We start from the raw sequence: 22,524 nt of genomic DNA on the forward strand, positions 1-22,524 counted from the left end.
CCCATGAGCACCATGACCCCCGGCGAGATCCACGCCCGGTTCGAACGCGACGGCGTCGTGCGCCTGCCGCAGGCGCTGGAACCGAAGTGGCTGCAGCAAGCCGAGCGCGCCTACCAGTGGAGCATCGACCACGGCAGCCGCAACGCGTCGAACTACAACAAGGACGACAGCAGCAAGTTCTACGTCGACACCGGCAACCCCGAGGCGACGCCGGTGTATGCCGACTTCCTCACGCAGTCGCCCGTTCGCGGGCTCGTGTCGGCGGCGTGGGCGAGCCCGCTGGTGCTCTACGCCTTCGAACAGGTCTTCTACAAGGAAGGCGGCTCGGTGCGCAGCCAGCGCACGGGCTGGCACCAGGACTCGTCCTACCTCTCCTTCGAGGGCCACCACCTCGCCGTCATGTGGATCACCTTCGAGCCGGTGGCCCGCGAACATGCGCTCGAGTTCGTGCGCGGCTCGCACCGTGGGCCGTTGTTCGAGCAGCGCGGCGCGGAGCAGGCCACGCGGCCGCTCGTGCCGAAGATCGAGGCCGACCGTGAGCAGTTCGACATCGTCGGCTGGCCGATCGAGCCGGGCGACGTGCTGCTGTTCCATCCCGCCACGCTGCACGGCGGCGGCGGCACCGAGGCGGGCAAGCGCCGGCGCACGCTGTCGCTGCGCTTCGTCGGCGAAGACACGCACTTCGTGCCGCGCCCGGCCGGCAAGGACACACCGCCGAGCTTCCTCGAACTGAACGAGCGCCTGCGCGAAGGCGACCCGTTCCGGCATCCGAGCTTTCTGCAACTGCATCCGCGCCAGGCCGCCTGACGACGGAGCCGAGGAGACCACGACATGACCCCGACGATTTCACGCCGCGCGCTGCTCAAGGGCGGTTCCGCATCGCTGCTCGCACTGCCGTTGGTGCGCGCGCATGCGGCCGATGCGCAGTTCAACTTCAAGTACGCGCACAACGCGCCCGTCAGCCATCCGCTGCACATCCACGCCGACAAGGCCTGCGCGCAGATCCGCGAGCAGACCGGTGGCAAGGTCGCCATCGAGGTGTTTCCGAACAACCAGCTCGGCGGCGACACCGACATGCTGTCGCAGCTGCGCTCGGGCGCCATCCAGTTCCAGACGCTGTCGCCGCTGATCCTGTCCAACCTCGTGCCCAGCGCGTCGATGAGCGGGCTGGGCTTCGTGTTCTCCAACTACGACCAGGTGTGGACCGCGATGGACGGCGACCTGGGCGCCTACGTGCGGGCCCAGATCGCGAAGACCGGCCTGGTCGCGATGGAAAAGATCTACGACAACGGGTTTCGCCAGATCACCACGAGCAACCGTCCCATCCGCACGGCCGAGGACGTGCGGGGCTTGAAGATCCGGGTGCCGGTGAGCCCGCTGTGGACCTCGCTGTTCAAGGCGCTGGGCGCCGCGCCGGCCGGCATCAACTGGGCCGAAGCCTACCTGGCGATGCAGTCCAAGGTGGTCGACGCGCAGGAGAACGCGCTGGGCATCGTCTCGATCGCCAAGCTGTGGGAAGTGCAGAAGTACTGCTCGGAAACCAACCACGTCTGGGACGGCATCTGGTTCCTCGCCAACGGCAAGGCATGGCAGTCGATGCCCGCCAACCTGCAGGAGGTCTGCGCGCGCAACTTCAACGAACAGGCGCTGGCGCAGCGCGTCACCAACCGCCGGCTCAACGAGTCGCTGGCCAGCGAGCTGCAGGCCAAGGGCATGGTGTTCAACAAGCCCGACCTGCCGAGCTTCACTGCGGCGCTGCGGCGCGCGGGCTTCTACCAGGAGTGGAAGCAGAAGTACGGCAGCGAAGGCTGGGCGCTGCTCGAGAAGCACGTGGGCAGCCTCGCATGAGGACGGACCGCCCCTGACACCGCTGACACCACCGACGCCGATCGCTTCCACCGAATTCCCGAAACGCACACGAGGACACCCCTTGCACTTCCAGTTTCCCGAGCACGTCCAGCAACTGCAGCGCAGGATGCGCAGCTTTCTCGACGATGAGATCCTGCCGCACAACGCGGCGTTCGAGCGCATCGCCGCGGAGGGGCGCTTTCCCACGGAGGTGGTCGAGCCGCTGAAGGCGAAGGCGCGCGCCGAAGGGCTGTGGAACCTCTTCCTGCCCGGCCTGCGCGAGGACGAGCCCGGCACGCGCCTGAGCAACATGGAGTACGCGCCGCTCGCCGAGATCATGGGGCGCATCCCATGGGCATCCGAAGTGTTCAACTGCAACGCGCCGGACACCGGCAACATGGAGCTGCTGCACCTGTTCGCCACGCCCGCGCAACGCGACCGATGGCTGGTGCCGCTGATGGACGGGCGCATCCGGTCCTGCTTCGCGATGACCGAGCCGGACGTGGCTTCGTCGGACGCGACCAACATCGCGACCACGATCCGGCGCGACGGCGACGAATGGGTCATCGACGGCCGCAAGTGGTTCACCACCGGCGCGATGCATCCCAGCTGCAAGCTGGCGATCGTGATGGGCGTGACGAACCACGAGGGCGATGCACCCAAGCATCAACGCCATTCGATGGTGCTGGTGCCGCTGGACACGCCCGGCGTGCAGGTGGTGCGCAACGTGCCGATCATGCATCACCATGCGCCAGAAGGTCACTGCGAAGTCGCGTTCACCGGCGTGCGCGTGCCGCTGGCCAACCTGGTGGGGGAAGAGAACGCCGGCTTCGCGCTGGCCCAGGCGCGGCTCGGTCCGGGCCGCGTACATCACTGCATGCGCACCATCGGGCAATGCGAACTCGCGCTCGAGCTGATGTGCGACCGCGCGCTCGCGCGCCGGGCCTTCGGCAAGAACCTCGCCGACTTCGCGAACGTGCAGGACTGGATCGCCCATTCGCGCGTCGAGATCGACCAGGCCCGGCTCCTGGTGCTGCAGGCCGCGTGGAAGATGGACACGCTGGGCAACAAGTCGGCCCACATCGACGTCTCGGCGATCAAGCTGGTGGCGGCCCAGTTGCAGACCCGCGTGGTGGACCGCGCCATCCAGGTGTTCGGCGCGATGGGCATCACGCCCGACACGCCGCTGTCGTACCTCTGGTCGTGGGGCCGCGCCATGCGCTTCTTCGACGGGCCCGATGAAGTGCACCTGCGCACGATCGCGCGCCACGAACTCGCGCGCGCGAAGGAGCGCCCGGGTTCGACCGCCGTCTACCTGCGCAAGGCATAGGCGCATCCATCATGGCCTACCCCGACAAGCCGAGCGAGGGCAGCGTGCTGCACTGGCGCGAAGGCGGCATCGCGCATCTGCGCTTCAACCGGCCGCAGGCGTTGAACGCCATCGACGTCGACATGGCCACGGCCTTCGGCGCAGCGTGCGAGGACATCGCGGGCGACCCGGCGGTGCGCGTGGTGTGGATGTCGGCGGAAGGCCGCGCCTTCATGGCCGGTGGCGACATCGCATCGATGGCGGCCGACCCCGTGCCCGTGGCCGACCGGTTGATCGCAGGCATGCACGGCGGCCTGCAGGCGCTGGCCGGGCTCGATGCACCGGTCGTCGCGAGCGTGCACGGCGCGGTGGCGGGGGCGGGCCTGGGCGTGATGCTCGGCGCGTCGGACCTCGTCATCGCGGCCGAGGGCACGCGCTTCTCGGTGGCCTATCCGCTGATCGGCGCGAGCTGCGACTGCTCCACCTCGTGGTCGTTGCCGCGGCTCGTGGGCCTGCGCAAGGCGCTGGAACTCGCGCTGCTCTCCGACACCGTGTCTTCCGACGAGGCGCTGCGCCTCGGGCTGTGCAACCGCGTGTTGCCGCCGGCGGAACTCGAGGCGGAAAGCCGCAAGCTGGTCGAACGCCTCGTATCCGGCCCCACGCGCGCGTTCGGCCGCATTCGCCGGCTCATGCGTGCCTCGATGGCGTCGACGCTTTCCGATCAACTGGAGGCCGAGGCCGAGGGCTTTCGCGCCTGCGCCGCGACCAGCGACTTCGCCGAGGGCGCGTGTGCGTTCCTCGCCAAGCGGCCCGCTCGCTTCAGCGGGCAGTGACGGGCGGTGACATGGCGAACCTGAACATCGTCGAGCGGCCGTGGACAACGTGAACGCGGAAGCAGGCTTCGAACCCGGCGCGCTGCGCGCATGGCTGCGCGAGCAGATGCCGGAGCTGCAAGGCGCGATGCGGCTCGATCGCATCGGCGGTGGCCAGTCGAACCCGACCTTCTTCGTGAGCTTCGAGCGCGGCCCGCAGCTCGTGCTGCGCAAGCAGCCCGCGGGCGAGCTGCTCAAGTCCGCGCATGCCGTCGACCGCGAATACCGCATCCTGCGCGCGCTCGCACCGACCGACGTGCCGGTGCCGCAAGCGCTTTTCTATTGCGACGACCGCGAGGTGATCGGCACGCCTTTCTACGTGATGGAGCGGCTGCAAGGGCGTGTGATGAGCGACTACGCGCTGCCCGACATCGCTCCCGGCGAACGAAGCGCCTATCTGTTCGCCATGGCCGAGACACTGGCGCGGCTGCATGCCGTCGATTGGGCCGCGGCGGGCCTGGGCGACTACGGCAAGCCAGGCGCCTATTTCACGCGCCAGATCTCGCGCTGGACCCGTCAATGGCAGGCCTCGAACACCGCGGAGAACGCGGACGTCGACCGGCTGATCGAATGGCTGCCCGCGCACATCCCGCCGGGCGACGAGACCACCATCGCGCACGGCGACTTCCGGCTCGGCAATCTGATGTTCCATCGGACGCAGCCGCGCGTGATCGCGGTGCTCGACTGGGAGCTGTCGACCCTCGGCCATCCGCTCGCGGACGTGGCCTACAGCACCTTGCCGTGGCGCACGGCGCCGGACGTCTTCGAGGGCGTGCGCGGCCTGGATCTGCAGGCCTTGCAGCTGCCCGGCGAGCGCGAGTACTTGCGCGTGTACCAGCAAGCGAGCGGGCGACGCGACGAGGTGCAGCCCTTCCACCATGCCTTCTCGATGTTCCGCTTCGCGGTGATCCTCGAAGGCATCAAGGCGCGCGCGCGGGCCGGCAATGCCGCGGCGGATGACGCGGTGGCGGTGGGCGGGCTGTCGTCGCGGTTCGCCCGCTACGGCGCGGAGATTGTTGCCGCCGAGGGGTAGTGCGGTGGTGCGAAGGTGCGGGCCGCCGGGTCCGACATCAGTTGAGCATCGGCACCTTCGCATCTCGGATCACGCGCGCCCAGCGCTGCGCCTCGGTGTCGAGAAACACGCGCGTCTGCGGCAGCCCGAGCGGCGCGACCGCGAAGCGCTGCTTGGCGAAGGCCTCGCGCACGTCGGGCCGCGCGAGCACCTTGCCGGTAGCGGTGTTGAGGCGCACCAGAACGGCCTGCGGCGTCTTCGCGGGCGCCATCAACATGCCCCACGACGCCACCGAGAATCCCGGCAGGGTCTCGGCCACGGTCGGCACCTGCGGAAACTCGGGCAGCCGCTCGGTGCCGGTGAAGGCGATCATCCGGAGCGCGCCCGATTTGGCGTGCTGCTCCACCTCGGTCACGTTGCCCAGCAGCAGCTGCACGCGGCCCGAGAGCAGGTCGGGGATCATCTGCGGCGAGCTGTAGGGCACGTGCGTCAGCTCCACGCCGGCCATCGCGGCGAACATCTCGCCGGCCAGGTGCGAGTTGCTGCCGAGGCCGTGCGAGGCGAAGGACACCTGCCCCGGGTGGGCCTTGATGTAGGCGATCAATTCGCTCACGGTGGTGACGGGCAGCTCCTTGCTCACCACCATCACGTTGGGCACCGTGGTCACCAGCGACACCGGCACCAGGTCTTCCATGGGCCTGTAGTTGAGCTTGAGCAGCTGCGAGCTCACCACCTGCGCGCTGCTGGCCGTCAGCAGCAGGGTCTGGCCGTCGGGCGGGGCCTTGGCCACCGCCTCGCCGCCGATGTGCCCGGTCGCGCCCGTGCGGTTGTCGACCACCACCGGCTGGCCCAGTTCGCTGGCCAGCCCGGTGGCCAGGATGCGCCCCAGCACGTCGACGGCACCGCCGGCCGCGAAGGGAATCACCAGCTTGATCGGCCGATCGTTGGCGATCGGCTGCGACCACGCACCGGTGGCAACGAGAAGGGCCAGCGCGCCGACGGCTGCGCGGCGATGCCGCTGAAATGGGGTGCTCATCGAATGTCTCCAGTTTGAATGTGTTGTCGTGTCCGGCGCGTCAGCGGTGGCCGCCGAGCGTGATGGTGCGAATGGGGTCGCGCCCGTCCCAGTCCACCGCGGCATCGGCCACCATGTCGAACACCTTGCGCTTGGCGGCGGTGAGGCATGACAGCTCGACAACGGTGCCCGGGTGTGCCTCCTGTTCGAAGTAGACGAGGCGGCCTGCCGGCTCGACCGATGCGCCGGACATCGCCACGCGGAAGCCGGCCGTCTCGGCCTTGGCGAGCATGTCGTCGAAGCCTTGCTCATCGACCCAGAACGCGATGTGCTGCAGGCCGGTGTGGCCGGCCGCCGTGAAGTCGCGGTACATCGAGGGCGCATCGTTGAGCTGCTGGATCAGTTCGATCTGCACCGGGCCGCACTGCGCGAAGCCGGCGCTGATGCGCATGTCCGATGGCTTGCCGCGGTAGCGGAAGTCGATGATCTGCGTCTCCGGCAAATGGAAGAAGGGGCCGACGCGCAGCACCTCGGTCCAGTGCCGCATGGCGGCGTGAATGTCGGGAACGACGTAGCCCATCTGGCGGATGGGACCGAAGAGTGCGCTCATGGTGGTTCGATCGTTGGGTTGAAAGGGTTTGCTTCGTGTCGATGAGGAAGGTGTCGGCGAGCGTTCAGTTGAGCATCGGCACCTTGGCCTCGCGCACAACACGGGCCCAACGGTCCGATTCGGTCCGCAGGAAACCGGCCGTCTGCGCCACGTCGCGCGGCGCGGCCACGAAGCGCTGCCTGGCCATGCTGGCCTGCACCTCGGCGCGGCCCAGCAGGCGAACGCAGGCGTCGTTGAGCTTGCGCACGATGTCCGGCGGCGTCTTCGCGGGCGCGAGCATCATGCCCCACGCACCGACGTTGTAGCCGGGCAAGGTTTCGGCCACCGTGGGCAGATCGGGAAACTCCGACAGGCGCGTCGGGCCGGTCACGGCCAAGGCACGCAGCGTGCCTTCCTTGATGTGCTGCTCGACCTCCGGGATGTTCGCGATCTGCACCTGGATGCGTCCTGCCAGCAGGTCCGGGACGAGTTGCGCGGCGCTGTAGGGCACGTGGACGATGTTCACTCCCGCCATCGAGCCCAGCATTTCGCCCGCCAGATGCAGGTTGCTGCCGAGCCCGTAGGAGCCGTACGACAGCTTGCCCGGGTTGGCCTTGGCATAGGCCACCAGCTCGGCGATGGATCGCACGGGCAGGTCTTTGTGGACCACCACCATGTTGACGACCGTCACCACCAGCGCGACGGGAACCAGGTCTTCCAGCGGGCGGTAGTTCAGGCGCATCAGGTGCGGGCTGACGGCCATCGAGCTGCTGGCCGCGAACAGCAGCGTGTAGCCATCGGGCGCCGCACGCGCGACTGCTTCGCCGCCGATGTGGCCGGTGGCGCCCGTACGCGTTTCCACGACGACCTGCTGGCCCAACTCGGAGGAGAGGGCGGCGGCCAGGATGCGGCCCACCACGTCCAGCGCATTGCCGGCCGGGAACGGCACGACCATCTTGATGGGCCGTGCCGGGTAGGCGTCTTGCGCGGCCAGGGACGCGCCGGGCGCGAGCGCCGCCGCGGCGGCCCAGGCGAGCGCGGTGCGCCGATCGATCTTCTTCATGTTGTCTCCATGTCCTTGTGTGCTGCAAGTCGGTGAGATGCCGGTGGGTGCCGGCATGCGTTCAGCGCAGCAACTGCCATCCGCCATCCACCGAGAACTCCGAGCCGGTGATGTACGACGCCGCGTCCGAGACGAGGAAGGCGATCAGCCCGGCCACGTCTTCCGGCGCACCGGGCGCGCCGAGCGGCATGCGCCGCACGGAGTCGCCTACCGCGTCGCTGGCGCTCTCGGAGGCGCGCGCGCCGAGCTGCGTGGTGATGCTGGTCAGCATGCGGGTCGCGATCATCCCGGGGTGGACCGAGTTGCAGCGCACACGCCGGCCGTCCTGCCCACCGGCCAGCGCGACGGACTTGGTGAGCTGCGTCACCGCGCCCTTGCTGGCGCCGTAGGCCACGCCCTGGGTGGTCGGGTAGTACGCGCCCACCGACGATAGATTGACGATGGCGCCGCGGCCCGCCGCGGTCATCACGGGCATCACCTCGCGGCAGCCCAGGAAGGTGCCGTCGAGGTTGACCGCGAGCACGCGACGCCATTCGGCGAGCGTCGTCTTCTCCAGCGTGCCGGCCACGACGTCGCCTTCGATGCCAGCGGCATTGACCAGGATGTCCAGGCTGCGCGGCCCCCGTGTCAGCGACGCGACGGCCGCCTTCCAGTGCGCCTCTTGCGTGACGTCGAGCGCGAGGAACTCGCCGCCGATCTCCTCGGCCAACGCCTCGCCGCCCACGCCGGGCAGGTCGCCGATGGCCACGGCGCAGCCCTCGCGCCGCAGCGCCCTGACGGTGGCTGCCCCGATGCCGCGTGCGCCACCCGAGATGAGCGCAGTCCTTCCTTGCAACGATGTCATCGGCGGTCTCCTGTCGTCCTGTTTCATCGGCGCGGCCTCAGTCGACACGGAGCACCAGCTTTCCGAAATGCTTGCCGGCCTTCATGTGCGCCTGCGCCTGCGCGGCGTCGTCCAGGCCGAACACCGTGTCGACGACAGGCCGCAGAAGCCCCTGCGCGAAGGCCGGCAGCAGGAAGTCGCCGGCCTTCTTCACCAGCTCCGCATGCTCGTCGACGCTGCGCGAGCGGAAGCTCACGCCGATCAGGCGAATGCGCTTGCGCGAGTGCTCGTCCAGGTCGAGTTCGCCGGTCCATCGGCCCAGGCGGCCGACGTTGACGATGCGCGCCCGTACGGCGGCGCAGCGGATGTCGCCGGGCAGCGTGTCGCCGCCGATGTTCTCGATCACGACGTCGGCGCCATGCCCGCCGGTCAGCGAGAGCACGGCCTCGGCGAAGTCGGTGGCCTTGCTGTCGATGCCGTGTTCCAGGCCGAGCGCGGCCAGCCGCTCCAGCTTGTGCGCCGAGGTCGAGGTGCCGATGACACGGCCCGCGCCCAGCAGCTTGGCGACCTGGATGGCCGCGATGCCGACGCCCGAACTCGCGGCCTGCACCAGCACGGTTTCGCCTTCGGCCAGCTCGCCGTTGGTCACCAGCGCATCGTGCGCGGTGCAGAAGGTGGCCGAGGTGGCGGCCGCATCGGTCCACGACATGCCTTCGGGCACCGGCATCGCGAGCCGGTGGTGGATGCAGCAGTACTCGGCATACGCGCCCGCAGCCATGCCCATCACGCGGTCGCCGACCGCGAAGCCGCGCACGCCGTCGCCGGTGCCCACGACTTCGCCGGCCATCTCCAGCCCTGCGATGGCCGCCGAGGTATCGCCGCCGCTGCCGAAGTGGCGGGCGGCCCGGTAGAGGTCGGCGAAGTTGACGCCGGCGGCGTGCACGCGCACGAGAAGCTCGCCGTCGCGCGGCACCGGGCGCGGCAACTCGCGCATGACGAGTTCGGCCTGGCCGTCGACCTGTTCGATGCAGACGGCCTTCATGCGGCACCTGCCCGTTCGAGCGCCGCCGTGCCCGGGTTGCCGCGTGGCAGCGGCTCTGCACTGACCGCCACGAAGCAGACGCGGCACGGCCTGGCCGACCGGTTGGCCCATGCATGGCGCGTGCCGCGCTGCACGAGGATGTCGCCGGGCTTCATCAAAGTTTCGCCCACGTCCATCATGGCGACGATCTCGCCCTCGAGGACGACCGCGAAGTCCAGCGTCTGCGTGCGGTGGAATGCCGCATGGCGCGTGCCTTCGTTGGCCATGACTTCTCCGCCGCCGAACTGCGCGAAGGTGGCGTTGGCGTCGTCGGCGGACCAGTTCAGCTCGCGGTCCGGTGGGAAATGCACCACGCGGCAGATCACGCCATCGGTGGCCGGCGCCAGCGAGAAGGGCAGCAGGGCGCCGTCGGCATTGCCGGCGTTCGAAGGCGGCAGCCCGTCGCAGCGCCAGATCTCCGCCATGCCCATGCTCGGCGCGTGATCGGCCTGCACCATCACGGGTGCGTCACCGTCGCTCACGATGACGGAGCGTCCCTGGGCATCGTGCCCGGTCACGATGCGGCGCGGGCGTTCGATCCACGGCTTGTCCACTTCAGACCCCCATCTCGAAGCTGAAGCCGATGCGCTCGAAGGCCTGCTTCGCCTCCGCGCCGAAGCGCTGCTCGATCTGCTGCCCGACGGCGGGCGCGTAGTAGATGTCGTTGAGCGCTTCGGCGCCCTGCACCAGCACCAGCAGCAGCGCGTCGTCGTTCGCCTTGTTGATGAACTGGCGCCCGGTGCCGGCCGGCACGGCGATCAGGTCGAAAGGCTGCAGCAGCGTGGCGTGCTCCGCGTCGTCGCCCCAGCGCACTTCCCATTGGCCGGTGAGCGCCATGAAGGTCTCGTGCGTGTCCATGTGGGCGTGCAGCAGGGGCCCGTTGCCGGGCGGGCACTTGACGATGCTCACCGCCAGGCCGGGCGCGCCCACCACGGGCGCCGCGGCGGTCATGCCCTTGTCGCCGGGCGGGGACATCAGCATGTAGATGGTCTTGGCAGCCAGCATCTCGAAGGCGGCCTGCGGAATGCCGCGCTTCTCGTACTCGCCTTTCTGCGGCTTGAGGTCGGCAAAGCGCGCGATGCGGCTTTCCATCTGCGCGGGGGTCACGGGAATGGTCTTCATGGAACTCGGTCGGGAAGTGGTGGTGTGGCCCAAGTCTCAGCCGCGCCGATGCAATGCGCCATGGGCAGAGGCCGATGGCGCCATCGGCGCGGGTGATCACCGATGACGCATGCTTGGGGGTACGGTGCAATGCACGCGACTTTCAACGACCCCATGCCGACCCCCGACATCGACCTGCACCTCTTGCGCTGCCTCGACGCGCTCGTCACCGAGCGCCACGTGACGCGCGCCGCCGACCGCCTGGGCATGAGCCAGTCGGGGATGAGCACGGCGCTGGCGCGCCTGCGCACCGTGTTCGACGACCCGATCCTCGTGCGCACGCCGTCGGGCATGCAGCTGTCGGAGAACGCGGCCGAGATCGCCGGCGCCGCGCGGCGCGCGCTCAACGAGATCGACTTCGCGATGGCGCGGCGCGGGCCCTTCGACGCGGCCACGTCGTCGATGACCTTCAACCTGATGGGCAGCGACTACTTCGGCCTGATGATCCTGCCCGGCCTGATCGAACGCGTGCGCGCGCAGGCGCCGCACGTGCTCGTCAAGGTGGCGTCGCCGCAGCCCGCCCGCATCCGCGAGTCGCTGGCCAACAGCGAGACCGACCTGGTGATCGGCTTCTTTCACGACATCGCCGACGGGCTCTACCAGACGGTGGTGGTGCAGGAGACGCTGTGCTGTGTGGCCAGCAAGCACCACTCGAGCATCCAGGGCGGCCTGTCGCTCGACGACTATGCCGCGGCCGACCACGTCTACTTCGGCTCGCCGCCCGAGATGGTGTCGTCGATCGAAGTGATGCTCGAGCGCGCCTTGCCGCTGCTGGGCATCCAGCGGCGAAGCTGCGTGCAGGTGCCGACCTTCGGCGTGATGCCGCGCATCCTGGCACGCACCGACCTGCTCGCCACCATGCCGCTGCGGGTGGCCGAGAGCTTCGCGCAATCGCTGCCGCTGCAGGTGCTGCCGCTGCCCTTCGAGTTGCCCTCGTTGCCGGTGCGCGCCATCTGGCACGAGCGCATGCACGAGAACCACGCGCATCGCTGGCTGCGCGGCCTCGTGCAGGACGTCGGCCGCAGCCTCTGAAAGCCCTGCGGGCGCTCAGGCGAAGTCGACCGAGATGCGGCCCAGGCCCTCGATGGAGGCTTCGAACCGATCACCTCGCGCGATGGCGACCATCGGCCCGAGCGCGCCGGTCAGCACGATGTCGCCCTGGCGCAGCGGTTCGCCGCAGCGCGCGGCCTGCCGCGCGAGCCACAGCGCGGCGTTGAGCGGATGGCCCAGGCACTCGTGGCCGGCACCGGTGGACACCCTGTCACCGCCGCGCGACATCGTCATGCGCGCGTCGCGCAGCGACAGCTGGTCGAGCCGCCGCGGGTCGGCACCGAGCACGAAGCCGGCGGCCGAGGCGTTGTCGGCCACGGTGTCGAACAGGCGGATGTCCCAGCCGCGCACGCGGCTGTCGACGATCTCGAGCGCCGGCAGCGCGTAGGCGGTGGCGTCGATCAGGTCGACCAGGGACGGCTCGGCTTCGACGATGTCCTTGCCGAGCACGATTGCCACTTCGGCTTCGAGCTTGGGATGGATGTAGTCGGACAAGGGCACGGTGGCGCCGTCGCCGTAGGCCGTCGAGCGCCACAGGTAGCCGTAGTCGGGCTGGAACACGCCGAGCTGCTTGCGAACCGACGCCGCGGTGAGCCCGATCTTGCGGCCGATGGTGCGATCGCCGCCGGCCACGCGGCGCGCGCGCACCTGGCGCTGCACCGCATAGGCGTTGGCTTCGTCGGCTGGCCAGCCGAGGCTTTCGGCTTTCAGCCTCAGCGGTTCGCAAGGCTCGCGGCTGTCCGTGGCGTCGAGGAGCGCCTGGGCGAGAACATGGGAAGGATCGTGATTCGGGGATGACATGCAGGGCCGTTCGTTGAGGGGGTGTCGAAGGCTTCGCATTCCATCAGTCCGCCGTGCGAGCGGCAATGCGCGCCGCGCGATTCCGCCATCGTTGCCGCGGATGGCGGCATCACGCGCGGCCGATTGCCCGGGCGCCTGCGCGAACTTACGGTAGCGGCTCCTCAACACAGCTGCGCATGCGCTTTCTCATGATCGAACTCGTCTCGCTCTTCCCTCCTGGCCCGCTCGAAGGGGCGTCCGCATGAACCGGCTCGACATGAAAGGCCGCGTCGCCATCGTCACCGGCGGCGCACAGGGCATCGGCCTTGCGGTCGCGCAGCGCATGCTGCAGTCGGGAGCCACCGTGGTGCTCTGGGACACGAATGCCGCGCAGCTGGCGACGGCCCGCCGCGGCCTGGTGCCGCTGGGCGAAGTGCGCACGGCCGTGGTCGACGTGACCGACGACAAGGCCAGCGCGTCGGCCGTGGCCGAGGCCGTCGAGGCGCACGGGCGAATCGACATCCTCGTCAACAGCGCCGGCATCACCGGCGGCAACGGCCCCACGCTGGAACTCGACCCGCAGGTGTGGCGCCGCGTCATCGAGGTCAACCTGGTCGGCACCTACCTGGCCTGCCGCGCGGTGGCGCCGCACATGGTGCGCCAGGGCTACGGCCGCATCGTCAACATCGCCTCGGTGGCCGGCAAGGAGGGCAATCCGAACGCCTCGCACTACAGCGCATCCAAGGCCGGCGTGATCGGCTTCACCAAGTCGCTGGGCAAGGAGCTGTCGCGCACCGGCGTGCTGGTCAATGCGGTGACGCCCGGCGCGGCCAGGACGCCGATCTTCGATTCGATGAAGCAGGAGCACATCGACTTCATGCTGTCGAAGATCCCCATGGGCCGCTTCCTCGGCGTCGACGAGGCCGCCGCCATGATCGCCTGGCTGGCGACGGAAGACTGCGCATTCAGCACCGGGGCGGTGTTCGATCTGTCGGGTGGGCGGGCGACGTATTGAGCGGCCCGTTCGTCGGGCTATGACTTTCGTCGGATGGCGGCTGTGAAGTTCTTGGCGTTTCAATATCCTTTCGTGCAAACCAAAGCATTCATTTGCGTGAGAATTCGGACACCCAAGACGGCTGCGCGAGCGGCCGGATTCCAACACCACCCACCCGCCCCCGTGCGCTGCGACTTATGCGAAGTGACACCGAGTACCGCCACCTGCTCCAGAAATGCCGGGCCGCCCGCGAGGAAGGGCTCGACACCCTGTCCAGCGGAGAACGCCTGGCCGCCGCCCTGGTGCTGAACCGCCCCGAGTGGCTGGCCGCCATGGGCGTGACCATCGCCGAGGCGATCGACCGCATCGGCCTGATCAGGTGCTCGATGCTGCTCGAAGTGCAGCGCGACCTGGTGGCGCAACCCGCCTAGTTGCCGCGCCGCCCGGGGCGCGAAGCGGGCGGACCGACCCATCGGGCGGGCCAGGCGCCCAAGGCGACCATCTGCCGCAGCACGTCCTGCAGCAGCGCGCCGACGGCCGCTTTCGCCAGGCTGTCCGGCCGTGTCGCGTTGGTGCTGCAGACCACGCGCCTGAGCATGGCGGGGCTGTCGATCACGGCCGTGCGCAGGCGGCCCGCGGCCACTTCCTCGGCGACGGCGCCCAGCGGCAGGATGGTTTCGCCGATGCCCGCTTCCACGACGCGCTTGACGATGCCGAGCGATTCGATCTCGGCCACCACGTTCAGCTGCAGGTTCAGCGGCGCGCAGGCCTCGTCGATGATGCGCCGCAGGCCGTGGTCGCGGCCGGGAATCAACAGCGGGCGGCCGGCCAGCGCCGTCAGCGCGAGCTTCTTCGGCATCTTCCCGCTCGCCGCGCCCGACACCAGCACGAGCCTGTCGTCGAGCAGCGCGCGCTTGGCGAGTCCGGGCTCGGGCTCGTCGCCGTACATGAGCGCCAGGTCGAGCCGGCCCGACTGCAGCCATTCGCGCAGGAAGCCGCTGTAGGCCTCGACGATCTTCAGCCGCACTTCGGGCAGCTGCGCCCGGCATGCGGCGAGCACGGGCATGGTGGCCGTCAGCGCCACGGTGGTGGTGAAGCCGATCGCGACCTCGCCGCGCGGCACGGAGCCGTAGTCCTGCACGGCCGTGCGGGCGCGTTCCAGGTCGGCCAGCACCACCCGGGCATGGTCGAGGAACACCTTGCCCGCCTCGGTCAACGTGATGCCGCGGCTCGACCGGTCGAAGAGCTGCGTGCCGATCTCGCTTTCGAGCGCGGCGATCTGGTGGCTCAGCGCCGGCTGGGCCACGTGCAGCTTGGCCGAGGCCTTGAGCAGGCTGCCGGCCTCGCTGGCGCCGATGAAGTAACGGAGTTGTCGCAGTTCCATGGCGTCGGGCCAATACGGTCTGGGTCGACGCATTATGGGCGTGGCTATGCGAAATCGCGATAGCCGGTAGCCGCATTCGGTATTTCCGTTATATCGGCGGGCAGCCCAGAATCGCGTTTCCAGGAGACACCTTCATGACCCTCGACATCGAGCACCTGCGCACGTGGATCGGCCAGACCGCCCGCGTCGACGACGTGGTGACGCCCGTTCCGCTGCACGCGCTCACGGCCACGCTCGACCGCGACGATCCGCCGTTGGCGGCCGACGACAGCCTGCCGCCTTGCTGGCACTGGCTCTACTTCCTGCCGATCCACCGCCAATCCGAGATCGGGCCCGACGGCCACCCGAAGCGCGGTGGCTTCCTGCCGCCGGTGCCGCTGCCGCGCCGCATGTGGGCCGGGAGCCAGCTGCAGTTCAAGGCGCCGCTGAGGGTCGGCCAGGCCGTCGCGCGCAGCTCGCGCATCGCCGACGTGCGGATGAAGGAAGGCCGCACCGGCCCGCTGGTCTTCGTCAACGTCGACCACGAGATCCGGGCCGACGGTGAACTGGCCATCGTGGAGCGGCACGACATCGTCTACCGCGACAACCCGAAGCCCGGCGACCCCGTGCCCGCCCTGCAGGCCGCGCCGGCCGATGCCGAATGGACGCGCGAGATCGTGCCCGACGACGTGCTGCTGTTCCGCTATTCCGCGCTCACCTTCAACGGCCACCGCATCCACTACGACCGCAAGTACGTGACCGAGGTCGAGGGCTACCCGGGCCTCATCGTGCATGGCCCGCTCATCGCCACGCTGCTGCTCGACCTGCTGCGGCGCCAGTTGCCCGAGGCGACGGTGAAGTCCTTCTCGTTCCGCGCCGTGCAGCCGATCTTCGATATCGCGCCGTTCACCGTCTGCGGCCGGCGGGAGGATGCCGAGACGGTCAAGCTCTGGGCTCGCACGCCGAGCGGCCACCTGGCGATGGAAGCCATGGCGCAGTTGCACTGAACCCCCACGAATCCACGCAGATCAAGGACACCGATGTTCAACGAACCCGACGACTACCAGGAAATCCGCGATGCCGTGCGCGGCATGTGCCGCCAATTCCCCGACGAATACTTCCGCAAGGTCGACGAGCAGAAGGCCTACCCCGAGAAGTTCGTCGACGCACTGATGGAAGCCGGCTGGCTGGCCGCGATGATCCCCGAGGAACATGGCGGCACCGGGCTCGGCCTGGGCGCGGCCAGCGTGATCATGGAAGAGATCAACCGCTCGGGCGGCAATGCCGGCGCCGTGCATGGCCAGATGTACAACATGGGCACGCTGCTGCGCAACGGCAGCAAGGCGCAGAAGGAGAAGTACCTGCCCGGCATCGCGGCCGGCAAGCTGCGCATCCAGTCGATGGCGGTGACCGAGCCCACCACCGGCACCGACACCACCAAGATCAAGACCACCGCGGTCAAAAAGGAAGGCCGCTACGTCGTCAACGGCCAGAAGGTCTGGATCTCGCGCGTTCAGCATTCCGATTTGATGATCCTGCTGGCACGCACCACGCCGCTGGCCGAGGTCAGGAAGAAGTCCGAAGGCATGTCGATCTTCATCGTCGACCTGAAGCAGGCCATCGGCAACGGCCTGACCGTGCGGCCCATTCCGAACCTGGTCAACCACGAGACCAACGAGCTGTTCTTCGAAAACCTCGAGATCCCCGAAGAGAACCTGATCGGCGAGGAGGGCCGGGGCTTCAAGTACATCCTCGACGGGCTCAACGCCGAGCGCACGCTGATCGCGGCCGAATGCATCGGCGACGGCTACTGGTTCATCGAGCGGGCCCGCAAGTACGCCAACGAGCGCATCGTGTTCGACCGCCCGATCGGCAAGAACCAGGGCGTGCAGTTTCCCATCGCCGATGCCTTCATCGAGGTGGAGGCCGCCAACCTGATGCGCTTCGAGGCGGCCCGCCGTTACGACGCCCACCAGGACTGCGGCGCGCAGGCCAACATGGCGAAGTACCTCGCGGCCAAGGCCAGCTGGGAGGCGGCCAACGTCTGCATGCAGACCCACGGCGGCTTCGGCTTCGCGAACGAATACGACATCGAGCGCAAGTTCCGCGAAACGCGGCTCTACCAGGTCGCGCCGATCAGCACCAACCTGATCTATGCCTACGTGGCCGAGCACATCCTCGGCCTGCCGCGCTCCTTCTGACCCGCGAGGTTCTTTCATGACACGACCCCTGGATGGCGTGACCGTCGTCACGCTGGAGCACGCCATCGCCGCTCCGTTCTGCACCCGGCAGCTGGCGGACCTCGGCGCCCGCGTGATCAAGGTCGAGCGGCCCGGCGTCGGCGACTTCGCACGTGCCTACGACGAGCGGGTGCAGGGCATGGCCTCGCACTTCGTCTGGACCAACCGTTCGAAGGAAAGCCTGACGCTGGACGTCAAGCATCCCGCGGCGCGGCCGGTGCTGGCCCGGCTGCTGGAAGACGCGGACGTGCTGGTGCAGAACCTGGCGCCCGGCGCGGCCGCGCGGCTGGGCTTGTCCTTCGAGGCGCTGCACGAGAAGCACCCCAGGCTCATCGTGTGCGACATCTCGGGCTACGGCGACGACGGGCCTTACCGCGACAAGAAGGCCTACGACCTGCTGATCCAGAGCGAGTCGGGCTTCCTGTCCGTCACCGGCTCGGACGCGGAGCCCGCCAAGGCCGGCTGCTCCATCGCCGACATCTCCGCCGGCATGTACGCGTACTCGAGCATCCTGGCCGCACTGCTGCAGCGCGGCAAGACCGGCAAGGGCAGCCGCATCGACGTGTCGATGCTCGAGAGCATGGTCGAGTGGATGGGTTTTCCGATGTACTACGCGTTCGAAGGCGCGGCGCCGCCGCCCCGCGCGGGCGCCGCCCACGCCACGATCTACCCTTACGGCCCCTTCCCGGCCAGCGACGGCACGGTGATGCTCGGCCTGCAGAACGAGCGCGAGTGGGGCGCCTTCTGCAAGTCGGTACTCGAGCGGCCGGCGCTGGCGGCCGACGAGCGCTTTGCATCCAACACCAGACGCGTGGCCCACCGCGGCGAACTCCGCGCAGTCATCGTGCAAGCCTTCGCCTCGATGACCATGGCGCAGGTCGTCGAGCGCCTGGAGGCCGCACAGATCGCCAACGCCAGCGTCAACGACATGCACGATGTCTGGAACCACCCGCAGCTGAAAGCGCGGGGACGCTGGACCGAGGTCGCCACGCCCGGCGGCCCCATCCCGGCGCTGCTGCCGCCGGGCACCACCGAGGCCTACGCGCCGCGCATGGATGCCGTGCCAGGGCTCGGCGAGAACACCGACGCCATCCTGCAGGGGCTGGGCTGGACGCGCGAGGACATCGCGTCCATGCGCAGTGCGGGCGCCATCTGACATTCGACATTCACGAACCGGAGACACCTGACATGGCACCGAACCAGAACCTGAAGTGGAAGACGGCCTTCTTCACCATGGCAGGATGGGCCCTGGCCTGTACGGCGAGCACGGCCTGGTCCCAGGCCTACCCCACCAAGCCGATCACGCTGGTGGTCCCGTTCGCCGCCGGCGGCCCGACCGACGTGGTGGCACGAACCCTGGGCGCGGCCATGACCCGGACGCTCGGCCAGACCGTGGTGGTGGAGAACAAGACCGGTGCGGGCGGCACCATCGCCGCCGCCTACACCGCACGGGCCACGCCCGACGGCTACACATTCCTGATCCACCACAACGGCATGGCCACCGCGCCGGCGCTCTACCGAAAGCTCAACTACAAGCCGCTGGCCGACTTCGACTACGTCAGCCAGGTCATCGACGTGCCGATGACCGTGGTCGGGCGCAAGGACCTGCCGGCCAAGGATTTCAAGGAACTCATGGCCTACGCGAAGGCGAACGGCGACAAGATCAACCTGGCCCATGCCGGCCTGGGCGCGGTGTCGCACCTGTGCGGCGTGCTGCTGCGCCAGGCGATGGGCGTGTCGATGACGACGGTGCCCTACCAGGGCACCGGCCCCGCCATGAACGCGCTGCTGGCAGGCCAGGTCGACCTGCTCTGCGACCAGACCACGTCGACCACGCCCTACATCAAGGCCGGGTCGATCAAGCTCTACGGCGTCACCACCGCGTCGCGCCTCAAGACGCTGCCCGACACGCCGACGCTCGCGGAGCAGGGCCTGAAGGACTTCCAGGTCGTGGTGTGGCACGGCATCTATGCGCCGAAGGGCACGCCGAAGGAAGCCGTCGACAAGTTCGGCGCCGCGCTCAGGACGGCCCTGAAAGACCCCGCGGTCGCGCAGCGGCTCGCCGAGCTGGGCGCGATCGTTCCGCCCGACGCCAAGCTGACGCCGGCCGGCCTGCAGAGCTGGCTGCAGCAGGAGTCCGCGCGCTACGAGCCCGTGATCAAGGCCGCCGGGCAGTTCGCCGACTGACGGGCTGGAGCGCAAAGCATGACCGACACCGCCGAACTCGCCGCCGCGCGCAGCTTCCTGTTCGTGCCCGGCAATCGCCCCGAGCGCTTCGACAAAGCCTTGCAGAGCGGCGCCGATGCGATCGTGGTCGACCTCGAAGACAGCGTGCCGGCCGCCGCCAAGGCCGCGGCGCGCGAGGCCATCGCTGGGCACTGGAGCGCGCTCACGCAGCAGCACGTACCGCTCGTGCTGCGCATCAATCCCGCCGACGGCGCATCGGGCCGGCAAGACCTCGAATGGCTGGCAGGGCTGGGTGCACCCGCGGCCGTGATGGTGCCCAAGGCCGAATCGGCGCTGAGCCTGTCGCAGGTGGCGGCCAGGCTGCCCGGCACGGCGCTGCTGCCGCTCGTCGAAAGCGCGGCTGGCTACGCGGGCGTCGATGCCATCGCCGGCGCGCCGCAGGTGCTGCGCCTGGTGGTCGGCCACATCGATTTCATGGCCGACACCGGCATCCGGTGCACGGAAGGCGAACCCGAGCTGCTGCCCCTGCGCTTCGCCGTCGCCATCGCCACGAGGCTGCACGGGCTCGCACCGGCCGTCGATGGCGTCACCGTGGCCATCGACGACGATGCATTGCTGCGCGCGGACACGCGCCGCGCGCTCGGCCTGGGCTTCGGCGCCAAGCTGTGCATCCACCCGCGGCAGGTGGCCGTGGTGCATGCGGCCCTGCTGCCCACCGACGACGAAGCGGCGTGGGCCGAACGGGTGGTCGCTGCCGACGCGGCTTCGGGCGGCGCCGCGGTGCAGCTCGACGGCCGGATGGTGGACCTGCCCGTGGTGCTGCAGGCGCGGCGGACCCTGGCGCGGCTCGGCAGGAAGCCCGGCGCGGAGCCGGGACGCTAGGCGTCCGTCATGTAAGCACGCATCGCGACCGACGGCCGCACCTGCTGGTCGGCGCCCTTCAGGCCGGCGATCTCGTCGGCGCAGGCCCTGACGTGGCTCGCGGCGCCCGCCAGCACGACCATTTCGAGGAAGTGGTCTCCGTCCAGCGGCACGCGGCTGCTGCTTTTGACCAGGATGCGGTTGTCGTTCAGCAGGCGCACGAGGCGCGTCGCCACCGACGGCTCGCTGTGCGTGCACAGAAAGCCCACGTGGGCCACGCACGGGCTTTCGTCGGGCAGCACCGACCGGCCTCGAAGATCGGCCCGATCCAGCGCGAAGCGGATCATCTCGCGCACGGCGGCCGAGCGGTTGGTGTAGCCGCCGTCCAGCACGAGCTGGTCGAGCTGGCGGGCCAGGTGGGGTTCTAGCGAAATGGTCACGCGACTCATGGGTCTCTTTCTGGGGGTCTGCGGCTGGTACGCCGCCGGTGCCCCAGCGGATTCGGCTTCCGGTATGAACAAGCTGTAAGTTGAGTAAGACCTTTCATCTGCTTCGTCCTACCGATCGCGACGGGGGCGAAACCTAATGTGTGGGCGGCCATTACAACCATTCCACTGCCGAGGCTGACCATGCAACCTTTCAAACCCACCGCCGTTGCCGCCTGCGCGGCCGTGGCGCTCCAGCTGATGTGCGGCGCCGCCCTGGCGTCCAGCCACCGCGAGGCCCCTTTCATCGCCGGGATGCCCCAGCTCGACGCGACCGATCTGTACATGTTCCGAAGTTATGAGACGGGCCGGCAGGACTTCGTGACCATCCTGGCCAATTACCTGCCGTTCCAGGATCCGCAGGGCGGGCCGAACTTCTATATGTTCAACCCGAACGCGCAGTACGAGATCCACATCGACAACAACGGCGATGGCGCCGAAGACATCACCTTCCAGTTCCGCTTCAAGAACACGTCGAAGGCCACGGCCCTGACGGTCGGCGGCAAGTCGGTGAAGATCCCGCTGATCAACAGCGGCCCGATCGCCGCGGTGAACGACCCCGCGCTGAACGTGCGCGAGACCTTCACCGTCGACGTGGTGCGGGGCACGCGCCGCGGCGGCAACAAGGCGTCCGTCGTCAACGCGACCAACGGGCAGGCCCAGTTCGACAAGCCGGTGGACAACATCGGCGACAAGGTCTTCGGCAGCCAAGCCGCCTATGCAGCCTACGCCGCGCAGCACGTCTATTCGGTCAACATCCCCGGCTGCCAGACGCCGGGCCGCGTGTTCGTCGGCCAGCGCAAGGAACCGTTCTACATCGCGGTCGGCAAGACCTTCGACCTGTTCAACCTGAACCCGCTCGGGCCGGAGACCGGCGGCAACAACAACGACCTGGAAAGCAAGAACGTCAGCACGCTCGCGATGGAGCTGCCGATCGCCTGCCTCACCGCGAACAACGAGCCGGTGATCGGCGCCTTCACCACGGCCAGCGTTCGTCAGGGCCGCCTGATCAACGGCTCGCCGGGCACCGGCCTGAACAAGGCCTCGCTCGAAGGCGGCCCGTGGGTGCAGGTGTCGCGCCTGGGCATGCCGCTCGTCAACGAAGTCGTGATCGGCATCGACGACAAGGATCGCTTCAACGCCTCCAAGCCCAAGGACGACGTGACCAAGTTCGCCGACTACGTCACCAACCCGGTGCTGCCGGCGGTCATCGAGAAGCTGTTCCCGAGTGCCAAGGCGCCGACCAACTTCCCGCGCACCGACCTGCTGACCGTGTTCCTGAAAGGCATCGCCGGTGTGAACCAGCCCGCCAACGTGGTGCCGGCCGAGATGCTGCGGCTCAACACGTCGACGCCGGTCGCGGCCCCTGCTGCGCAGAACCCGCTGGGTGTCGCCGGCGGCGACAAGGCCGGCTTCCCGAATGGTCGTCGACCCGGCGACGACGTGGTCGACCTGTCGCTGCGCGTGGCGATGGGTGCCTTGTGCGTGCTGACCGGCACGGGCGATGCACTGCAGGTGGGCTGCAAGCCGTCGGACGCACCGGCTGGCGGCCTGGCGCTGACGGATGGCGTGCGAAAGACGGCGGCCAATTACGGCACGGCGTTCCCGTACCTCACCACGCCGATCTCCGGCAACTTCAACCCGCCCGCCGTCGCCGGCACCACCTATCCTTGAGGCTAATCTCATGAAAGCATCGAAGAAAGGGCGGTTGATTGCCGCTCTGGTGGGCGCCCTGGTCCTGGCGGGTTGCGGCGGGCGGGTTGAAGTTGCCGGAGATCGGCGTGGTGAGGT

General features: G+C 68.9%; 24 protein-coding genes. 14 read left to right on the top strand and 10 right to left on the bottom strand.

The genetic code is table 11. From position 1 onward, the window contains the following. Positions 1 to 3: 3 nt before the first annotated feature. The 5 genes from B0W80_RS24200 (at position 4) to B0W80_RS24220 (ending at position 5,062) form a co-directional block, all read left to right on the top strand. Positions 4 to 807, top strand: coding sequence for a phytanoyl-CoA dioxygenase family protein (locus B0W80_RS24200; protein WP_077001712.1), 804 nt, complete (start codon positions 4 to 6; stop codon positions 805 to 807). 24 nt (positions 808 to 831) lie between these two features. Then, positions 832 to 1,848, top strand: coding sequence for a TRAP transporter substrate-binding protein (locus tag B0W80_RS24205; protein WP_077001713.1), 1,017 nt, complete (start codon positions 832 to 834; stop codon positions 1,846 to 1,848). 82 nt (positions 1,849 to 1,930) lie between these two features. Further along, entirely contained in the window at positions 1,931 to 3,178 is a 1,248-nt protein-coding gene (locus B0W80_RS24210; protein ID WP_077001714.1) for an acyl-CoA dehydrogenase family protein, read from the top strand. Positions 3,179 to 3,189: 11 nt separating this feature from the next. Then, entirely contained in the window at positions 3,190 to 3,990 is an 801-nt protein-coding gene (locus B0W80_RS24215) for an enoyl-CoA hydratase/isomerase family protein (protein ID WP_077001715.1), read from the top strand. Between the two features lie 40 nt (positions 3,991 to 4,030). Beyond that, on the top strand, positions 4,031 to 5,062 hold the full coding sequence (locus B0W80_RS24220; RefSeq protein ID WP_256856677.1) for a phosphotransferase family protein: 1,032 nt from the start codon (positions 4,031 to 4,033) through the stop codon (positions 5,060 to 5,062). A 37-nt stretch (positions 5,063 to 5,099) separates the two neighbouring features. On the opposite strand, the gene B0W80_RS24225 is transcribed toward B0W80_RS24220, so the two are convergent. From B0W80_RS24225 to B0W80_RS24255, 7 genes are all read right to left on the bottom strand, one after another. Further along, the gene (locus B0W80_RS24225; RefSeq protein WP_077001716.1) at positions 5,100 to 6,077 is read right to left on the bottom strand and encodes a tripartite tricarboxylate transporter substrate binding protein; all 978 of its coding nucleotides are present in this window, start codon (positions 6,075 to 6,077) and stop codon (positions 5,100 to 5,102) included. Positions 6,078 to 6,117: 40 nt separating this feature from the next. Next, complete coding sequence (locus tag B0W80_RS24230; RefSeq protein ID WP_077001717.1) at positions 6,118 to 6,666, bottom strand: VOC family protein; 549 nt, start codon at positions 6,664 to 6,666, stop codon at positions 6,118 to 6,120. A gap of 64 nt (positions 6,667 to 6,730) precedes the next feature. Further along, complete coding sequence (locus tag B0W80_RS24235; protein WP_179107012.1) at positions 6,731 to 7,708, bottom strand: tripartite tricarboxylate transporter substrate binding protein; 978 nt, start codon at positions 7,706 to 7,708, stop codon at positions 6,731 to 6,733. Between the two features lie 61 nt (positions 7,709 to 7,769). After that, complete coding sequence (locus B0W80_RS24240; protein ID WP_077001718.1) at positions 7,770 to 8,552, bottom strand: SDR family oxidoreductase; 783 nt, start codon at positions 8,550 to 8,552, stop codon at positions 7,770 to 7,772. Between the two features lie 37 nt (positions 8,553 to 8,589). Next, positions 8,590 to 9,573 (bottom strand): NAD(P)H-quinone oxidoreductase, encoded by a 984-nt coding sequence (locus B0W80_RS24245; protein WP_077001719.1) that lies wholly within the window; start codon positions 9,571 to 9,573, stop codon positions 8,590 to 8,592. Further along, entirely contained in the window at positions 9,570 to 10,166 is a 597-nt protein-coding gene (locus B0W80_RS24250) for a cupin domain-containing protein (protein WP_083745596.1), read from the bottom strand. Before B0W80_RS24250 ends, B0W80_RS24245 begins: the two co-directional genes overlap by 4 nt. Before the next feature lies 1 nt (position 10,167). Then, positions 10,168 to 10,734: a cupin domain-containing protein gene (locus B0W80_RS24255; protein ID WP_077001720.1), complete on the bottom strand. Its 567-nt coding sequence runs from the start codon at positions 10,732 to 10,734 to the stop codon at positions 10,168 to 10,170. A 153-nt stretch (positions 10,735 to 10,887) separates the two neighbouring features. Between B0W80_RS24255 and B0W80_RS24260 the strand changes: the two genes are divergently transcribed. Continuing rightward, positions 10,888 to 11,805 (top strand): LysR family transcriptional regulator, encoded by a 918-nt coding sequence (locus B0W80_RS24260; RefSeq protein WP_179107013.1) that lies wholly within the window; start codon positions 10,888 to 10,890, stop codon positions 11,803 to 11,805. A 15-nt stretch (positions 11,806 to 11,820) separates the two neighbouring features. On the opposite strand, the gene B0W80_RS24265 is transcribed toward B0W80_RS24260, so the two are convergent. Further along, positions 11,821 to 12,624: a 2-keto-4-pentenoate hydratase gene (locus B0W80_RS24265; protein ID WP_077001722.1), complete on the bottom strand. Its 804-nt coding sequence runs from the start codon at positions 12,622 to 12,624 to the stop codon at positions 11,821 to 11,823. A gap of 241 nt (positions 12,625 to 12,865) precedes the next feature. Here B0W80_RS24265 and B0W80_RS24270 point away from each other — a divergent pair, with 241 nt between their 5' ends. After that, positions 12,866 to 13,618 carry an SDR family NAD(P)-dependent oxidoreductase gene (locus B0W80_RS24270; protein WP_077001723.1) on the top strand — a complete coding sequence of 251 codons (753 nt, stop codon included), beginning with the start codon at positions 12,866 to 12,868 and terminating at the stop codon, positions 13,616 to 13,618. Between the two features lie 176 nt (positions 13,619 to 13,794). Continuing rightward, positions 13,795 to 14,028, top strand: a complete 234-nt coding sequence (locus B0W80_RS24275) for a hypothetical protein (RefSeq protein WP_077001724.1) — start codon at positions 13,795 to 13,797, stop codon at positions 14,026 to 14,028. On the opposite strand, the gene B0W80_RS24280 is transcribed toward B0W80_RS24275, so the two are convergent. Continuing rightward, positions 14,025 to 14,981, bottom strand: a complete 957-nt coding sequence (locus B0W80_RS24280; protein ID WP_077001725.1) for a LysR substrate-binding domain-containing protein — start codon at positions 14,979 to 14,981, stop codon at positions 14,025 to 14,027. The genes B0W80_RS24275 and B0W80_RS24280 overlap by 4 nt on opposite strands. 134 nt (positions 14,982 to 15,115) lie before the next feature. On the opposite strand from B0W80_RS24280, the gene B0W80_RS24285 reads away from it, so the two are divergent. The 5 genes from B0W80_RS24285 to B0W80_RS24305 are packed head-to-tail and all read left to right on the top strand — an operon-like array spanning position 15,116 to position 20,269. Then, entirely contained in the window at positions 15,116 to 15,967 is an 852-nt protein-coding gene (locus B0W80_RS24285; protein WP_077001726.1) for a MaoC family dehydratase N-terminal domain-containing protein, read from the top strand. A 33-nt stretch (positions 15,968 to 16,000) separates the two neighbouring features. Continuing rightward, positions 16,001 to 17,161: an acyl-CoA dehydrogenase family protein gene (locus B0W80_RS24290; RefSeq protein ID WP_077001727.1), complete on the top strand. Its 1,161-nt coding sequence runs from the start codon at positions 16,001 to 16,003 to the stop codon at positions 17,159 to 17,161. A 16-nt stretch (positions 17,162 to 17,177) separates the two neighbouring features. Further along, positions 17,178 to 18,356 carry a CaiB/BaiF CoA-transferase family protein gene (locus B0W80_RS24295; RefSeq protein ID WP_077001728.1) on the top strand — a complete coding sequence of 393 codons (1,179 nt, stop codon included), beginning with the start codon at positions 17,178 to 17,180 and terminating at the stop codon, positions 18,354 to 18,356. Positions 18,357 to 18,388: 32 nt separating this feature from the next. Further along, entirely contained in the window at positions 18,389 to 19,387 is a 999-nt protein-coding gene (locus tag B0W80_RS24300) for a tripartite tricarboxylate transporter substrate-binding protein (protein WP_083745598.1), read from the top strand. An 18-nt stretch (positions 19,388 to 19,405) separates the two neighbouring features. After that, positions 19,406 to 20,269 carry a CoA ester lyase gene (locus tag B0W80_RS24305; protein WP_077001729.1) on the top strand — a complete coding sequence of 288 codons (864 nt, stop codon included), beginning with the start codon at positions 19,406 to 19,408 and terminating at the stop codon, positions 20,267 to 20,269. Here B0W80_RS24305 and B0W80_RS24310 read toward each other — a convergent pair. After that, entirely contained in the window at positions 20,266 to 20,697 is a 432-nt protein-coding gene (locus tag B0W80_RS24310; RefSeq protein WP_077001730.1) for a CopG family ribbon-helix-helix protein, read from the bottom strand. The two genes, B0W80_RS24305 and B0W80_RS24310, sit on opposite strands and share 4 nt — an antisense overlap. 180 nt (positions 20,698 to 20,877) lie before the next feature. Between B0W80_RS24310 and B0W80_RS24315 the strand changes: the two genes are divergently transcribed. Then, positions 20,878 to 22,407 (top strand): DUF4331 domain-containing protein, encoded by a 1,530-nt coding sequence (locus tag B0W80_RS24315; RefSeq protein ID WP_083745599.1) that lies wholly within the window; start codon positions 20,878 to 20,880, stop codon positions 22,405 to 22,407. Positions 22,408 to 22,524: the final 117 nt, after the last annotated feature.

Origin of the sequence: Variovorax sp. KK3 (assembly GCF_001984055.1) — a bacterium.
GTDB lineage: Bacteria > Pseudomonadota > Gammaproteobacteria > Burkholderiales > Burkholderiaceae_C > Variovorax.

What these genes read in the sequence shown, in the direction of transcription:
- B0W80_RS24265 (WP_077001722.1), bottom strand. Translation starts at nt 12,624, where the DNA reads ATGTCATCCCCGAATCACGATCCTTCCCATGTTCTCGCCCAGGCGCTC.
- B0W80_RS24280 (WP_077001725.1), bottom strand. Translation starts at nt 14,981, where the DNA reads ATGGAACTGCGACAACTCCGTTACTTCATCGGCGCCAGCGAGGCCGGC.
- B0W80_RS24270 (WP_077001723.1), top strand. Translation starts at nt 12,866, where the DNA reads ATGAACCGGCTCGACATGAAAGGCCGCGTCGCCATCGTCACCGGCGGC.
- B0W80_RS24295 (WP_077001728.1), top strand. Translation starts at nt 17,178, where the DNA reads ATGACACGACCCCTGGATGGCGTGACCGTCGTCACGCTGGAGCACGCC.
- B0W80_RS24290 (WP_077001727.1), top strand. Translation starts at nt 16,001, where the DNA reads ATGTTCAACGAACCCGACGACTACCAGGAAATCCGCGATGCCGTGCGC.
- B0W80_RS24245 (WP_077001719.1), bottom strand. Translation starts at nt 9,573, where the DNA reads ATGAAGGCCGTCTGCATCGAACAGGTCGACGGCCAGGCCGAACTCGTC.
- B0W80_RS24300 (WP_083745598.1), top strand. Translation starts at nt 18,389, where the DNA reads ATGGCACCGAACCAGAACCTGAAGTGGAAGACGGCCTTCTTCACCATG.
- B0W80_RS24200 (WP_077001712.1), top strand. Translation starts at nt 4, where the DNA reads ATGAGCACCATGACCCCCGGCGAGATCCACGCCCGGTTCGAACGCGAC.
- B0W80_RS24215 (WP_077001715.1), top strand. Translation starts at nt 3,190, where the DNA reads ATGGCCTACCCCGACAAGCCGAGCGAGGGCAGCGTGCTGCACTGGCGC.
- B0W80_RS24305 (WP_077001729.1), top strand. Translation starts at nt 19,406, where the DNA reads ATGACCGACACCGCCGAACTCGCCGCCGCGCGCAGCTTCCTGTTCGTG.
- B0W80_RS24315 (WP_083745599.1), top strand. Translation starts at nt 20,878, where the DNA reads ATGCAACCTTTCAAACCCACCGCCGTTGCCGCCTGCGCGGCCGTGGCG.
- B0W80_RS24225 (WP_077001716.1), bottom strand. Translation starts at nt 6,077, where the DNA reads ATGAGCACCCCATTTCAGCGGCATCGCCGCGCAGCCGTCGGCGCGCTG.
- B0W80_RS24230 (WP_077001717.1), bottom strand. Translation starts at nt 6,666, where the DNA reads ATGAGCGCACTCTTCGGTCCCATCCGCCAGATGGGCTACGTCGTTCCC.
- B0W80_RS24310 (WP_077001730.1), bottom strand. Translation starts at nt 20,697, where the DNA reads ATGAGTCGCGTGACCATTTCGCTAGAACCCCACCTGGCCCGCCAGCTC.
- B0W80_RS24255 (WP_077001720.1), bottom strand. Translation starts at nt 10,734, where the DNA reads ATGAAGACCATTCCCGTGACCCCCGCGCAGATGGAAAGCCGCATCGCG.
- B0W80_RS24285 (WP_077001726.1), top strand. Translation starts at nt 15,116, where the DNA reads ATGACCCTCGACATCGAGCACCTGCGCACGTGGATCGGCCAGACCGCC.
- B0W80_RS24240 (WP_077001718.1), bottom strand. Translation starts at nt 8,552, where the DNA reads ATGACATCGTTGCAAGGAAGGACTGCGCTCATCTCGGGTGGCGCACGC.
- B0W80_RS24275 (WP_077001724.1), top strand. Translation starts at nt 13,795, where the DNA reads ATGCGAAGTGACACCGAGTACCGCCACCTGCTCCAGAAATGCCGGGCC.
- B0W80_RS24205 (WP_077001713.1), top strand. Translation starts at nt 832, where the DNA reads ATGACCCCGACGATTTCACGCCGCGCGCTGCTCAAGGGCGGTTCCGCA.
- B0W80_RS24260 (WP_179107013.1), top strand. Translation starts at nt 10,888, where the DNA reads ATGCCGACCCCCGACATCGACCTGCACCTCTTGCGCTGCCTCGACGCG.
- B0W80_RS24235 (WP_179107012.1), bottom strand. Translation starts at nt 7,708, where the DNA reads ATGAAGAAGATCGATCGGCGCACCGCGCTCGCCTGGGCCGCCGCGGCG.